This is a genomic window from Stieleria tagensis (assembly GCF_024129865.1).
Lineage (GTDB): Bacteria > Planctomycetota > Planctomycetia > Pirellulales > Pirellulaceae > Stieleria > Stieleria tagensis.
This window is the reverse complement of sequence record NZ_JAMYFE010000008.1, coordinates 99,170-113,987: the sequence shown is the minus strand read 5'-3', so window position 1 is coordinate 113,987 and position 14,818 is coordinate 99,170. Positions and strand designations below refer to the sequence as shown.

Genomic DNA, 14,818 nt, shown 5'->3' with positions numbered 1-14,818 from the left:
GACTGTTTAGCGCAACTTCAATACTCACGCGACGAGTTGCCAAAATTCAATGTCTTACGCAAACACGCAACTTCAAACTTGGATCGTCGGCTAGAAGTTCTCTGTCCCCAGCGGATAAAATCGACTGAAGTGTTTCGCCGCGGTTCGTTTGGCGAAGCTGTTGAGCCCTTCTAGTCTGATGATCCATGCCTGAAATCGTCCATTGCCCCAAATGCCATTCCGCCGTCTCCGTCCAAGCGGGGCAAGCCGGCCAGCGGGTGCAGTGCCCCAGTTGCTTGAAACAGTTTCTGGCGCCCGCCTCATTGAGCGGTGCCGGTTCGAGCGCCGAAGACGAGGATTGGCTTTCGCTGGCGGACCCGGACACCGCGTCGCCCGCCACCCCGCAGCGGCCCGTCGCGGCCGATCAGCCGACCAGCACTGCGGCCGACGCATCGCCGAGCGACGAAGATCCGTTCCTGGATGACGATGACGAAGGATTGGATGTGGAATTGATCGACGAAACCGATGCGGATTCAGCGGGATTTGGTGCCTCGGGATTCGGCGATTCGGATCCGGACGACCTGTTCGCGGGGCTGCCGTCATTGGATTCGATGATGCCCGCCTCGGGGCAATCATCCGGAGCGGAATCGGGTGCCGGATCCCAACCCGCAGCGGCGCGTGAATTGGGTGACGAAGACACCTTTCGCGTGAAGTGCTCGATTTGTGGAAGCGTGCTGTACGCCAAAGCCAAGCAGGCTGGCAAGACGATCAAATGCAGCGACTGTTACAGTGAAATTCGTGTGCCGCCGCCGCCAAAGAAAGCCGCGCCGCCCAAGCCGCAAGCACAATCCGCGATGTTTGATCTGGCCGAGACCAGCGGCCCGGGCCGTCCAGCGGATCCGTTTCAAAAGAACGCCCAGGAATTGATGAAGGCGGCCGAAGCGGAGCCGGACAAAGAGTACAAGCCGAAAACGGATGTCCCCAGCACGATTGGTTGGTTCAAATCTGTGTTTGGGATTTTCTTGGACACCGGCGTGATCATTCACTTCGTCGGAGTGTCGTTGCTATTGGCGATCCCGGCCGCGTTAACGTTTGCGTTTCCCGTGTTTGCGATCGGCGCGATCCCGTTGGCCATGATCGGCATCGCGGTCTCGGTTGCCTGTGGGTTTGCAATCCTGTTCGGCGTTGCGAACCAGCATGAACGCATCGAAGACTGGCCCACGGTCGATCCGACCGGTTGGATGGAATCGATGTGGTTGGTGATCACCGCGACGGCGATCGCGGTCGGACCGGCTTATGTGATCACCAAACTGTTCGGTGCACCGCCGGTGGTGGCGATCGGATTTGTGATGTTCTCGGTCTACGTGGCGTTCCCGATCATCTTGTTGTCGATGTTGGATGAGCAAAGTGTCACGTCGCCGTTTTCGACGGACGTTGGCAAGAGTATCACTCAATGCCAAGACGATTGGGGCGCATTTTACTTTTCATCGGGAATGCTTTTCGCAGCCCTGTTTGCTTACTTTCTGACTTGTTCCTACAGCCCCGCCAGCGTTGCAATTGGCGTGGTGTTGTCGGTCGCCGTGGTGTTCATGTACTTCGCAATGCTGGGGCGATTGGCCCTGGCGATGGGCGAGGTCATCGAATTTTCGGCGCTCGAACGCGACGAGGATGATCAGGAACAGGCGTCGTGAAATCGACCGTTCACTAACGCTGCGGTGATCCGGTGAAGGGTGGCTGCCAACTGGGCGCCAGACTGGCATCGTCGATGTTCACGCCGGCTTCGTTGGTGCCACTGTGATTGAGCAATGGATTGTCGGGCAGTGCGTCCAGGGCGTCGCCACGCAGGAAGTGGACCGCTCCGTCCTCGTACAGCACATTCAATCCTTGGTCGCCGTGACTGAATCGCATCTGGATCGTTCCATCGGCAGCGATCGTTTTGCCCAGCGGTGCATCGGACATGATCGCAAACGAAGTTCGTGCTTCGTAGCGTGGGGACGAATACCCCTGGTCGCCAATCACACCCAGGTTGTAGGCATAGTGGCCGCCTACAGTTTGCTGGGTCCGTTGCAATTGATTGACGGGCAGATGGTGCAACTGTGCTGCACTCGGCAGAGTCCGCGTTGCCAGCGTTCCCGTCGACAGTGTCGAGTTCGAATGGGGCGGATAGAAGTCCGAAGGTTGCAGTGTTGGCGAGGGTTCAAAACGGGGCTTGCCAGCTGAGGGGCACCAGCGTGGGTCGGTTGTGTTCAATAATCCCGCATCAGCCAATCGGATCAGATAGACACCGGCAAATGCTTCCGGTCCCGACTGGGCAACCTGTGGCAACCGGCCTTGATGGTCGCGGCCGACATATTGCATCAGTGCCAACCCGAGTTCACGCAGTTGGTCTTGGCAAGCCACCTTTCTGGATTCGAATCGTCCCGCCGCGATGGTCGGCAACAGCAACGCCAATAGCACCGCGACTGACAGCAGGCCGCCGATCGAGTCGAACCGATTCCAGCGACTGCTGCGGGCGCCGGACTCACGCATCAAGTCGACTTCGGACAAGCTGACCTGCGGCGCATCGCGGCGGTCCGATGACTCGTCGGCCTGGGGCGGCAAACCCGCTGGGATGCCGGCCATTGTCCGCGCCAAAAGGTCTTCGCTGGGCGCTTCGATCGCCTCAAAGCCTTCCTCGAGAGGCCGCAAATTGCGCTCGATTTCCGCTAACTGAGCCTGTCCCTCTGGATTGTCACGTAGCCAGTCCGAAATGCGTTGCATCTCGTCTGGTTCAAGTGATCCAAGCAGATATCCGAGCAGGTCTTCGTGCATCGACAGGAAGTGCGGCGGGCTAAAAGGCGGTGGGTATCAGTCAGTGCGGTTTACGGCCAATCACAATCAGGGGTCTGATCCAGTTTACGGGCAAGGTGCCCGGCCGGTTCGGTGCAAAGTTTCAACCGCCCAATTCATTCAGCCGTTGGTTCATGCGATTCGTCCCACATCACACCGAGTCGTTGGACGGCAGCGTGCAGACGACTCTTGACGGTGCCGACAGGGATTCCCAGCACGTCGGCCGCTTCGCGGTACTTCAGGCCTTGGTAGTAAACCAGTTGAATGACTTGCTGCAGCGGTTGGCCCAACGTTTTGATCGATCGCTGCATCCAAGCCCCGTTTTCCTGCTTTGACGCAGCAACCAACGGGTCCGGGGCGCCACCGACCAATTTTTCAGCCCAGCTGGCGTTGCGCTGTTCGGTATCGTTCGGCGTTCGGTCTAGGCTGACCATCCGATGGCGTTTATTGCGACGCTGGACGTCGATGGCTTGATTGGTTGCGATCGCGTACAGCCAAGGGCGGAAACGCCGCGAGCTATCGAATTGGCTGCACTTCAGGTGGACCTGCAGAAACGTGCCTTGAAACGCGTCCTCGGCGAGTTCGACGCTGCCGATATAGCGTCGCAAGTAGCTGTAGATCTCGCGCTGGTACCGCGCGATCAGTTGATTGAACAGCAGGCGATCGCCGGTCTTCAGATAGTCGGCGAGCAGTGATTCGTCCGTCGCCTCGTCGATCGATGCATCCCGTTCGCCGCGCAGCGGCTCGGGACTCTGGGCGACCGAAGCGTTTCGGGCCGGGGCTGTTGGAGCGGGCATCGGTGCGGGACCTGGACGAACAGTTGGATCGTTAGTGGAGGCGTCATTGCCCTACGGAGCGGGTTTAGGTGTTTTCTGGTTCCGCAGCGTCAGGCACTATGCCGTGTGTGTTGCTACGCATTATCTCGCCAAATGGCTCGGTCGTCAAAGCGTTTTTTAATGAATTCGTCTCCGTCGCCGCTGAAACCGCCATTAATTTGCCGAATGGACAGTTAAAACCACTTCCGGCGCGTCCATTGGTCGGCGCGGCGATGCAACGTTCTGATCAGGATTTCCAGTGAACGCAGAAAACGATTCGGCGGCAGACGGCCATCGCTATCAATGGATCACGCCCGGCGATTTGAATGCGTTCTTCGGGCTGATGCTGGATAATCTAACCGGATTGTTTTTGTTGGTGATTCTGTTGGCGGGGTTTGGTTTCCCCACGGACTTTGCCATTTCGGCATTGGTTCCCGGAACCGCGTTGGGCGTTTTGGTGGGTGATCTGGCGTTCGTTTACTTTGCCTTTCGGCTCGCCAAGCAGACCGGCCGCAACGATGTCACCGCGATGCCGCTGGGCTTGGACACACCCAGCGTGTTCGGGATCACGCTGTTCATTTTGGGTCCGTCCTTTCGCCAGGGCGTCGATGGGCTTGGTTTGACCGTTGACGCGGCTGCCTATCGGACGTGGTCCATTGGCATCTGGTGCATTGTGATGAGCGGGATTGTGAAATTGCTGATGGCGCCGGCGACCAATTGGGTTCGCCGTGTCGTTCCCCGCGCCGGATTGCTTGGTTCGTTGGCTGCGATCGCGTTGGTGCTGATCAGTTTCTTGCCGCTCTCGGAAATCCTGGGCCATCCGCTTCCAGGTTTGGTAGCGCTGGCGATTGTGTTGACGACTTTGATCGCTCGGGTGCCGTTTCCTGGTCGCGTCCCGGGAACCCTCGCTGCCCTGATCGTCGCCGGGTGCCTGTATTACTTGTTGTGCGGTCTGGGGATCGATGGCTATCACTTTCCTCAGATGAGTCCGATCGACTGGTTTCCAACGCGCTGGATGCAGACTTGGAGCGGCGGTTGGTTGTCGGCTTGGCCGGACGCCCTGCCCTACCTGCCAATCGCGTTGCCGTTTGCAATTGCCACGGTCGTGGGTGGGATCGACTGTACCGAAAGCGCTGCCGCGGCCGGCGATGTGTATGACACGCCGACCGTCATCGGTGTGGAAGCGATTGCGACGTTGATCGCAGGGTTATCCGGCGGTGTGATTCAAACCACACCCTACATTGGACATCCGGCTTACAAAGCGATGGGTGGCCGCGCCGGTTACACATTGGGCACCGCATTGGTGATCGGTTCGGCCGGATTGGTTGGCTACTTCACGTTGCTCAACGACATTATCCCCAAACCTGCGGTGTTGCCGATTCTGGTGTTCATCGGATTGGAAATCACAGCGCAAAGTTTTTCTGCGACTCCGAAACGCCACTATGCGGCGATCGGTCTGGCCTGTTTGCCGGCGCTGGCCGCGCTGGTGCTGAATGTTGCCGGCCGCATCTTGAGCGACAGTGCATTGCGTGAAAGCGGGATCACGCTGGACCAGTTGGACGCCGTGTTTCAAGAACAGTACTTGGCGATCACAATGCTGGGCAGCGGTTTCATCCTGACCAGTTTGTTGTGGGCATGGGGGCTGGCGGCATCGATCGATCGCAATCTGCGAGTGGCGGGAACGGTGTTTTTTGTATGCAGCCTGTTCACACTGGTTGGTTTGATGCATTCCCCGCTGGATGGCAATCGGTTATTCCTACCGTTCGGCCCAAGCCACTGGGGAGAGATCGTGTTGAGTGATCAGTACCGTTCCAAAGTGTTCGAGTTTGCCGTCGGTTATGCTGTGGTGGGAGTGATGCTGCTGATTTGGCGCCGCTGGTTGCCTGTGGGGGTGCACTCAGACGTCAGCACAGACGCTTGCCCGCACGATTCCGCTGTTTCTACCCCCCGTTGCACCACTGAGCCCTGATGTCAGGAAGCGATCCGTTCAATGTTTCTGATATCCGCCGGCTGATGGCGTTGCTGCTCTCGATCACCATGTTGTTGCTCTCGTTGGCGGCGTGGTGGTTCATGAGCGGCAGTAGCGGCCAGTTCGCGGCGGCCGCCTGTGGGCGGATTGGGATCGTGATGGCCGCGCTGTGGCTGGCCTGGCCCTCGCTCAAACGCCCGGCAAAATGGTTGCCCGCCAGCGCGCCGGTGATCGGTGTCATCGCTTTAATCGTCATCGCAGCTCAGCCACGATTGATCCTGCCAGCGATTCCGATCGTCGGCGGGTTAATCACCCTGTCGGCGTTGGCTCGATCCTTTCGCAGGCGTTAACGCAACCCAGCTGCGGTTTCCGATCGTCGCGCGGGGCATTGGTTCTTGGTAACCCGAAGCGTCAGCGAGGGATCCCGGTGCCACCCTAAGTCCCTCGCTGACGCTTCGCGTCTACCATCAAAGCGCAACTTCAAAACTCACGCACCCGGGTTCCTACCAGAATGAAACCTCTAGATAGGTGCGCTGGAGTTTGGGATCGCAGGCGCTGCGGTGACGATTTGCTACAGTGATTCGCTACCCTCAAGCAGCGACACATCGACGCCGTCTAGGAAGCTGGCGAGCGATCGGGAGCGATAGGGTTGCTGCAGTTTGCGGACCGCTTTACTTTCGATTTGACGAACGCGTTCGCGGGTGACTTGAAAGATCCGGCCGACTTCTTCCAGCGTGTAGGTGTAGCCATCGGCCAGGCCGTAGCGCAGTCGCAGGATTTCGCGTTCGCGATAGTTCAGTGTTTCCATCGCCAATCCGATCTGCGCCTTGAGCGCTTGACGATTGGTTTCTAGCAACGGATCGTCGGTGCGGTGGTCTTGCAGGAATTCACCGAACACACTGTCGTCATGATCGCCGACCGGTTGGTCCAGTGACAACGGTTGGCGACTCATTTTCAGGATCACGCGGGTGTCTTCCAGACTCAGCCCGCTGCGATCACAGACTTCTTCGGCGGTCGGTTCGCGACCATTTTCCTGAACCAAGTCGCGGGTGATTTGGCGGATCTTATTCATGGTGTCGATCATGTGGACCGGCACGCGAATGGTGCGGCTTTGGTCAGCGATCGCGCGTGTGATGGCTTGGCGAATCCACCAGGTCGCATAGGTGCTGAATTTATAGCCGCGGGCGTGTTCAAATTTATCCACCGCGCGCATCAGGCCGGTGTTGCCCTCTTGGATCAAATCCAGGAATGACAGCCCGCGGTTGCGATACTTTTTGGCGATCGAAACAACCAGTCGCAGGTTACCGGCCGATAGCACTCGCTTGGCCGCTTCGTAATCTTCCCGCAGTTGCTCGCACGAATTCACTCGGCGGTCGAGTGTTTTGGGTGATTCAAAGGTCAGCTTCATCAGGTAGCTGAGCTCGCTGCGCAGTTGTTGATCGTCGGGCATCCCCGGCAGTTCGGTGGGCGAACCGTTCCGCAATTGATGGCGGACTTCGTTCATCCGGCGCGATGCTTTGGTCAGTTTTTCAAAGATCGGTTGCAGCTTGCCGGTACGCAAGTTCATTTCTTCGACCAACCGAACCGCCTTGTTGCGACGGACGACCAGGTTTTTCCACGCCGCGCGGCGCTGACGAATCGGCAGCCGTTTGTTGATTGCCGTGAAGTAGTCGGCCCGGTTCTGACTCAACAGGTGTTCGAGGGTGCGGACATTGGGAATGATCCGCTGCATGATGGCTTTCTTTTCCACCGCGTTGGTCACGCTGACTTCGATGGTGCGGTCGAGCCGCAATTGTTTATCGCGGACCTGCTGCAACAGTTTCAGCGATCCCTGCAGCATGAAATCGGTGGCCAGCATGCAGTGGCGATAGCGATCCCGCGTCGTTTCGATCTGGACGGCCGCGGAAACCTCTTGATCGCGAGTCAGTAGGGGGATCTGCCCCATCTGCATCAGGTACATCCGCACGGGATCTTCGGTGGGATCCGATTCGGCTTCGATTCCTTCGCTGGCGGCGCGGGGGTCGACCGGTAGCTCTTCCAAGTGATCGTTGACGAATTCATCGCCCATCACTCGGTTGCGTCGATCCACTGATTCTTCGGCGGCAAATGCATCATCCTGAAGACTGCGTCCGCTCATCCTGTTACCCATCAACATCTCCTTAAGATCCCCGCTTGGAATGTTTGGTTTGGTCCAGCAAGGGAACAGCATCAATGATGCCGACCGCTGATTTCGAGCGTTCGGAATGCATGCAAGTCTTTTCAGGGTAAGGGTTTGCGTTTAGTGGTCCGCAGCCGGCGACATCGGGGGTGTGGCAAAAAAACCACAGGTCGATGTTGCAAAAATTCAACCTCAGAGGCGACATGGCGCCCCGCGATCGAACAATGATTGGCGGCGGTCCGAACGATGCGCTAGGCTGGATCGCTTGTCAGTCGCCCCCTGTCGGTCTGTGTTGCAGGTCGACCCGGCGGCAGTGAAACGTAGGTCACTGGACACGGACTTACCGGAAAACCCTTGGGAATTTAGACTAGGCGAGGTTTGACAGAGTTCCCTTTCAATTCCTCGTCCTGGATGAAAACTCCGTGCAACCGCAGCCTTCGTCGTCCTCCAACCCTGTCACGCCGAAACCCGCCGCAATGATCGACGAAACGTTTGATTGGGTCGACTCGTCCAGACTGGGCAATTGGTCGGTTGCCCACGCACATCTGTCATCGATCTGGAAATGCGGCGCGCCGCAGGAGTTGCTCACCACTTTGCGTGGCCGCTTGCAGCAGCATTTTGCCGAACTGGATGATCTGGACGCAACGATTTCGAACCTGGATCGGTTTATCGCCGCCAGTCGATCGCCGACGTCACTGCTGTCGTTATTTGAGCGTGACGAAGCGGCTTTGTCGGCGTTGTTGCAAGTGTTTGCAACCAGCCAAACGCTGGCCAACCGGTTGATCGCCGATCCGGAAAGTTTTGATCTAATGCGGGCCAGTGACGGCCAACCGGCAGAGCGAAAGTTCCTGGTCGATGAAATGGTCGCCGAGTTAGAAAAACTGGACAGCCCCAACCGCGCGGCGCTGGCGATTCGCAAGTTCACCAGCCGCGAAATTGTCCGCATTGCCTATGGCGAATTTGTTCGTGATCTCAGCCCCGAGCATGTCGGGCAACAATTGGCGTTTGTGGCCGACGCAGTCCTGGAAGCCTCGTTGCAGTTTGTGGTCCGTCGACTGGCCGATCAACACGGTGTGCCGCATCGCATCGATGGCCAACCGGTACGATTTTCAGTGATCGGTTTGGGGCATCTGGGCGGCAAAGAAATGGGATATGGATGCCCGTTGGAATTGTTGTTCTTGTATGACGCGATTGAAGAAAAGAACCAAACCCATCGCGATTTCGTCAATCAAGTGGTCGAAGATCTCGTGACGTTGATCGGGGCGGATGATTCATCGGCACTGAATATTTCAATCGATACCTCCTTCCGGCCGCTCGGTGAGAAGGTTCTGATCGGTAGCAGTGAATTGAATGCGCGGCGATTGGAATCCGACGGCCGCACGTGGCAGCGCGTCGCGCTGACTCGGGCTCGCGTGGTCGCCGGTGACGATGAACTGGGACGTGGTTTTCTACAGCGGCTACAGCCATGGATCTATCGTCGGTTTATGAGCCGCCAGGATTTTGCCGACATCCGCTCGCTGCGCCGCAAACTGAAACGTCGGTTCGTGTCCGGGTCGGCCAGTGGCGATGACATTGCCAAGGCGCCCGGTGGTCGGCAGGACATCGAATTGATGATCCAGTTTTTGCAATTATTGCACGGCGGCGACAGTAAATCGGTTCGCGTCGGCACCACGGCCGAAGCGATCAATCAATTGCAGCGCGAAGGATGTTTGACACACCAGGAAGGCAGTTTGTTGGCCAAAGGGTATGCGCGACTGTGTCGGTTGCAGCATCAACTTTCGGTGATGTTTGGGCGTTCGACCAGTTGTTTGCCGGACGACGATTTGATGCGTCGTCGATTGGCGTGGCACCTGGGGATCCGCGATGCCGATGGACGCAGCGGCGACCTGCAGCGATTTCAGGAGCAATTGAAGGAAACCTTTGAACTCAACCGCAAGGTGCTCAATCATTTGATGGTCGACGCGCCGCGTGGGGATGATGGTGATGCGCCGGACGAGTTCGCGATGGAGACCGAATTGGTGCTCGACCCGTCGCCCGACCCGGAACTGGTTCGCCAGACACTGCGCCGTCACGGTTTGCAGGACCCGGTTCGCGCGATGGATCACATTCGCTCGTTGGCCACCGAATCGGTTCGTTTTCTGTCGCGGCGTCGTTGCCGACACTTTTTTGCTTCGATCGCGCCGGACTTGTTGGCGGAGATCGCCAAGACACCGGATCCAGACCGGACGTTGCGGACGTTGGCCGAAGTGGCTGATTCGATCGGCGGCAAATCCAGTCTCTGGGAACTGTTGGGGACCAACCGCGCGACGATGCAGTTGATGATTCGATTATGCGCCGCGACACCCTATTTAAGCGACATTTTGATCGCGACACCGGGAATGATCGATGAACTGATCGATTCGTTGCTGATGAATCGATTGCCATCGGCGGAACGATTGGACGCGCAATCGATCGATCTGTGCCGGCGCGCCGAGGACATCGACCTGGTGCTGCACGGATTTAAAAACAGCGCCCATTTGATGATCGGTGTGCGCGACATCTTGGGCAAGGAACCGGTCGAAGCCACACATCAATCGCTGTCGGATACCGCCGAAGCCTGTGTGCGCCGCGTTGCCGAACACGAGCAGGAACGGTTGGCCGCACGGTTCGGTGACCCGGTCGACGCCAACGGGGAACCGGCTGAATTGGTGGCGGTCGCACTGGGGAAATTTGGCGGTCGCGAGCCGAACTACCACAGCGATTTGGACGTCGTGTTCTTGTACACCGCCGATGGCCAAACCGAGCGCCGTGTCGGTGGCCCGCGGAAAACGATCAGCAACGCCCAGTTTTTTAACCAACTGACATCGGCAATTGTCAAACGAATCAACCATGCGGGAGAGCACGGCCGTCTTTATGAATTGGACGGTCGCTTGCGGCCGACCGGGGAAGAGGGCGTGTTGGCGGTCGCGGTCGACCAATTCACACGGCGTTTCCAACGCGACATGGCGCCGTTGTGGCAGCGGTTGGCGTTGTGCAAGGCCCGCGTGATTTCCGGATCCAGGCATGTTCGTCGACAGGCCAGTGATGCCCTGGTGTCCACATTGCGGATGACCCAGTGGCATAGCGCGATGGCTGGTGAAATTCGTGATCTACGCGGGCGGATCCAAGAAACGGCCAGCGAGGAAAATTTGAAGCGTGGTGCCGGTGGAACCGTGGATGTCGAATTCATCACGCAGATGTTGATGCTGTGTCACGTCGGCGAGCATCCCAAGATTTTTGTCACCGGTACGATCGAGGCGCTGCAGCAACTCGCCAAAGCCGGGGTCATGTCGTCAGATCATTCGGCGCGGTTGATCAACAACTACCGAACACTGCGCGGTGTCGAAGCCAATTTGCGGTTGATGAACACCTTGGCACGACACGAATTGCCAGAGGACGAATCGAGCCTGCGTGACTTGGCATTCTTGATGGACGAGCCCGATCCGACGATGATCGGCGTACTGGTCCAGCAAGCCCGAGCTAGTAACCGAAAAATCTTTGACGAGATCTTTGACGCAGCCACCTAAACGTCGCATGATCAATGACCGCCGTAGCTGATCCCGCCAGGGCTGAGATTTGCACTGTAAAAGACTGAACCCTGGCGGGATCAGCTACGGTAAACTCGCCCCTTGTTGTTCCTGCGATGCTAAATCGCGGTCGTGATTCGTGACACACTCACGAAACCGATGCCTGTTACAATCCCAATCGTTCCGATTTCGACGCGCCAACCGATAGACCATTGATGCCCCACGACGATAGCCACGATCCCACCCAGCTACGCTCCCATCGTTGGTTTGGACCCGATGACATGCGGTCATTCGGTCATCGTTCGCGACTGAAAGGAATGGGGTTTGATGATATCGATTACCAGAATCGTCCGGTGATCGCGATTCTGAACACGTGGAGCGAATTAAATACCTGTCACTCGCATTTTCGCGATCGCGCCGACGAGGTCCGGCGGGGAATTTTGCAAAGCGGTGGTTTCCCGGTCGAAGTCCCGGTGATGTCGCTGGGCGAAATGATGATGAAGCCGACCACCATGTTGTACCGCAACCTGTTGGCGATGGAGGTCGAAGAGGTGCTGCGTTGCCATCCGGTCGACGCCGCCGTGCTGATGGGCGGTTGCGACAAAACGGTTCCGGCGATGTTGATGGGCGCGATCAGCGCCGATATCCCCTCAATCTTTTTGCCGGCCGGGCCGATGTTAAAAGGCCGCTGGAAGAATGAAACGTTGGGCAGCGGCAGCGACGTCTGGAAGTATTGGGATGAACGTGTTGCCGGAAACCTGTGTGACCGCGATTGGAACGGAATCGAAAACTGTATCGCGCGCTCGGCCGGCACCTGCATGACAATGGGGACGGCCAGCACGATGGCCTGCGTCACCGAAGCGATGGGCATGTCGTTGGGCGGCGCCGCCTGTGTCCCCGCCGTGTTTGCCGATCACAGTCGGCTGGCGACACAGACCGGGCGGCGTGCGGTGCAAATGGCGTGGCAGAACCTAAAACCGTCGGACATTCTGACGCGGCAGTCGATCGAAAATGCCGTGGTCACCTCGCTGGCGATCGGCGGCAGCACCAACGCGATCGTGCACTTGATCGCGATCGCCGGTCGGCTGGGTGTTCCGCTGAACCTGGAACGATTCGATGAACTCTCGCGGAGCACTCCGGTACTGGGTGACTTGCGTCCGGGCGGACGGTTCCTGATGGAGGATTTCTACAATGCCGGCGGCTTGCCCGCGCTGTTGGGGCGTTTGAGCGACCTGTTGGACACGCAGTGTATGACCGTCGCCGGTGTCTCGCTGGGCGAACAAATCGAATCGGCCGAGGTGATCGATGACGAAGTCATTCGGACGCGGGACAACCCGGTGTCGCCGGCCGGAGGGACTTGTTTGTTAACGGGTAATCTGGCGCCCAATGGTTGTGTCATCAAATCCATCGCAGCCGATCCGAAACTGTTGTCGCATCGTGGGCCGGCGCTGGTGTTCGATGACTATCCCCAAATGAAGGCGACTCTGAATGACCCCGATTTGGACGTGACCGCGGACAGCGTCTTGATTTTGCGGAACGCCGGTCCGCTGGGAGCGCCTGGGTTTCCGGAGTGGGGAATGTTGCCGATTCCGAAAAAGTTATTGCAAGCCGGCGTGCGCGATATGGTTCGCATCAGTGACGCGCGAATGAGTGGCACCAGTTATGGAACCTGTGTCTTGCACATCGCGCCCGAAAGCGCCGTCGGCGGTCCGCTGGCGCTGGTTGAGACGGGAGACGAAATCGAAATCGACGTGCCGAATCGACGGATCCATTGGCATGTCAGTGACGACCAAATCGAGCGCCGCCGCGCTGCGAGCCCGACGGTCAAGCCGGTGCCGCCGCGCGGTTACGGGCATCTGTATGCCACGCATGTGACACAGGCCGACCAAGGCTGCGATTTCGATTTTTTGGTCGGGCGATCTCCTGGCGAAGAGCCAGGGATTCACTAGGCCCTGGCGGTTTCGCGACGTTTGCCGAATCGTTTTTTCGGTCGCTTGCCGGAGCCGTTGGCCGGGCGACCCGATCGTTGCGGGCGATTTCCATTGCCGGCTGAACCACCACGTCGGCCGCCCGAAGGTGCCGATTTAGCAGCGGACAGTTTGGCGTCGGGATTTTGCAGACGCAGTTTTTCGCCGATCAATCTTTCGATGTCTCTTAGTTTGTCAAATTCGTCTGCGGTGCAGAACGAGATTGCGATTCCGGCGGCGCCGGCGCGGCCGGTTCGACCGACGCGGTGGACATAGCTTTCCGGTTCCATTGGCATGTCAAAGTTGACAACGTGTGTCACGTCATCGATGTCGATCCCACGGGCGGCCACATCGGTCGCAACGAGAACCGAGATCCGATTTTGTCGGAACGCGGTCAGAGCTTTTTGACGTGCGGCTTGGCTTTTGTTGCCGTGAATTGCAACCGCTGGGATGCCACGTTTTTCTAGCTTCGTCGCCAGTGCGTTTGCGCCTCGTTTGGTTTTTGTGAACACGATGGATCGGTTCACGTCGTCTCCCGAAAGAACTTTGATCAATTGGTCCACTTTTTCACCGCGTTCGACCAGACGCACACTTTGTTGAATGCGTTTGACGCTGGTTGTTTTCGGCGTGACGTTGACGCTGAAGGGATTGAACAGCAGGTCCTCGGACAGTTCGCGAATTTTTGGCGGCATGGTGGCCGAAAAGAACAGCGACTGACGTTCTTTGGGAAGTTTGGCGATGATCTTACGAATCGCGGGCATGAAACCCATGTCCAACATGCGGTCGGCTTCGTCCAGCACCAGGATTTCGACGTCAGAGAGTTTGATGTGACCTTGCTCCATCAAATCGATCAAGCGACCTGGGGTGGCCACCAACACGTGAGCGCCTTTTTCGAGCGAGCGGACTTGTTGACCTTGGCCAACGCCGCCGTAGACCAACGTTTGTCGAAACGGGATGTGTTTGCCGTAGGTGTGAAAACTTTGGCCGATCTGAATCGCCAGTTCACGCGTCGGTGCGAGCACCAGCACCAGCGGTCGGCCCGGTTGTGCACGTGGTTTTTCGTGTCCCAGGTAATCCAGGATGGGCAATGCAAATGCTGCGGTTTTTCCCGTACCGGTTTGGGCGCAACCCAAAATGTCTTGGCCATCGACCGCGGCGGGGATGGTTTGTGCTTGGATCGGAGTTGGCTCGGTGTATTCCAATTCAGCCAGTCGCTTCTGTAGCGATTCAAATAAATCCATTTCTTGAAATGATTTCAACGTTCTTCTCTGTCATCTAGAGGGGGGCGATTTCACAGAAAGTCACTGCAAAATCAAAGCTTGCCTCGAACCTGGTCGCCGTTGACCGATTCGACCGACGAAAGGGGGCTTTGGATGTCGATCGCAACGCAGCAACCGCGGCGTTGGATTTGATCGCATGAAAAGCCTTGAACTGAGGGTCAAACAAGAAAGACCCATCAGTGGTGCATCGAGAACGATGCGGTCAACTTTCAAAGAGCGGCCGACGTGGCCGAGTGAAGGCAGCAAGGGGCGAACACTGAATCAAAACAGTGGTTC

At 57.8% G+C, this 14,818-nt stretch carries 10 protein-coding genes; 6 read left to right on the top strand and 4 right to left on the bottom strand.

Going from position 1 to position 14,818, the window contains the following annotated elements:
- The first annotated feature begins 185 nt into the window (after window positions 1-185).
- Window positions 186-1,670, top strand: a complete 1,485-nt coding sequence (locus NHH03_RS00980; protein ID WP_253153787.1) for a hypothetical protein — start codon at window positions 186-188, stop codon at window positions 1,668-1,670.
- Between the two features lie 13 nt (window positions 1,671-1,683).
- Here the strand turns inward: NHH03_RS00980 and NHH03_RS00975 are convergent, their stop codons facing one another.
- Complete coding sequence (locus tag NHH03_RS00975; RefSeq protein ID WP_253153786.1) at window positions 1,684-2,739, bottom strand: hypothetical protein; 1,056 nt, start codon at window positions 2,737-2,739, stop codon at window positions 1,684-1,686.
- 185 nt (window positions 2,740-2,924) lie between these two features.
- Entirely contained in the window at window positions 2,925-3,605 is a 681-nt protein-coding gene (locus tag NHH03_RS00970; protein ID WP_253153785.1) for an RNA polymerase sigma factor, read from the bottom strand.
- 68 nt (window positions 3,606-3,673) lie between these two features.
- Between NHH03_RS00970 and NHH03_RS00965 the strand changes: the two genes are divergently transcribed.
- The 3 genes from NHH03_RS00965 to NHH03_RS00955 all read left to right on the top strand — a co-directional run bounded on the left by NHH03_RS00965 (window position 3,674) and on the right by NHH03_RS00955 (window position 5,942).
- On the top strand, window positions 3,674-3,886 hold the full coding sequence (locus tag NHH03_RS00965; protein WP_253153783.1) for a hypothetical protein: 213 nt from the start codon (window positions 3,674-3,676) through the stop codon (window positions 3,884-3,886).
- An 80-nt stretch (window positions 3,887-3,966) separates the two neighbouring features.
- The gene (locus NHH03_RS00960; protein ID WP_253153795.1) at window positions 3,967-5,592 is read left to right on the top strand and encodes a permease; all 1,626 of its coding nucleotides are present in this window, start codon (window positions 3,967-3,969) and stop codon (window positions 5,590-5,592) included.
- Window positions 5,592-5,942, top strand: a complete 351-nt coding sequence (locus tag NHH03_RS00955; RefSeq protein ID WP_253153781.1) for a hypothetical protein — start codon at window positions 5,592-5,594, stop codon at window positions 5,940-5,942. The genes NHH03_RS00960 and NHH03_RS00955 overlap by 1 nt, the downstream gene beginning before the upstream one ends.
- Before the next feature lie 221 nt (window positions 5,943-6,163).
- Here NHH03_RS00955 and NHH03_RS00950 read toward each other — a convergent pair whose 3' ends face one another.
- Window positions 6,164-7,801: an RNA polymerase sigma factor RpoD/SigA gene (locus tag NHH03_RS00950; RefSeq protein WP_390895476.1), complete on the bottom strand. Its 1,638-nt coding sequence runs from the start codon at window positions 7,799-7,801 to the stop codon at window positions 6,164-6,166.
- Window positions 7,802-8,226: 425 nt separating this feature from the next.
- On the opposite strand from NHH03_RS00950, the gene NHH03_RS00945 reads away from it, so the two are divergent.
- Window positions 8,227-11,295 carry a [protein-PII] uridylyltransferase family protein gene (locus NHH03_RS00945; protein ID WP_253153779.1) on the top strand — a complete coding sequence of 1,023 codons (3,069 nt, stop codon included), beginning with the start codon at window positions 8,227-8,229 and terminating at the stop codon, window positions 11,293-11,295.
- A gap of 215 nt (window positions 11,296-11,510) precedes the next feature.
- Window positions 11,511-13,244, top strand: a complete 1,734-nt coding sequence (araD, locus tag NHH03_RS00940; protein ID WP_253153778.1) for an L-arabinonate dehydratase — start codon at window positions 11,511-11,513, stop codon at window positions 13,242-13,244.
- On the opposite strand, the gene NHH03_RS00935 is transcribed toward araD, so the two are convergent.
- A complete protein-coding gene (locus NHH03_RS00935) occupies window positions 13,241-14,503 on the bottom strand; it encodes a DEAD/DEAH box helicase (protein WP_253153777.1) in 1,263 nt (420 codons plus the stop codon). The genes araD and NHH03_RS00935 overlap by 4 nt on opposite strands.
- Window positions 14,504-14,818: the final 315 nt, after the last annotated feature.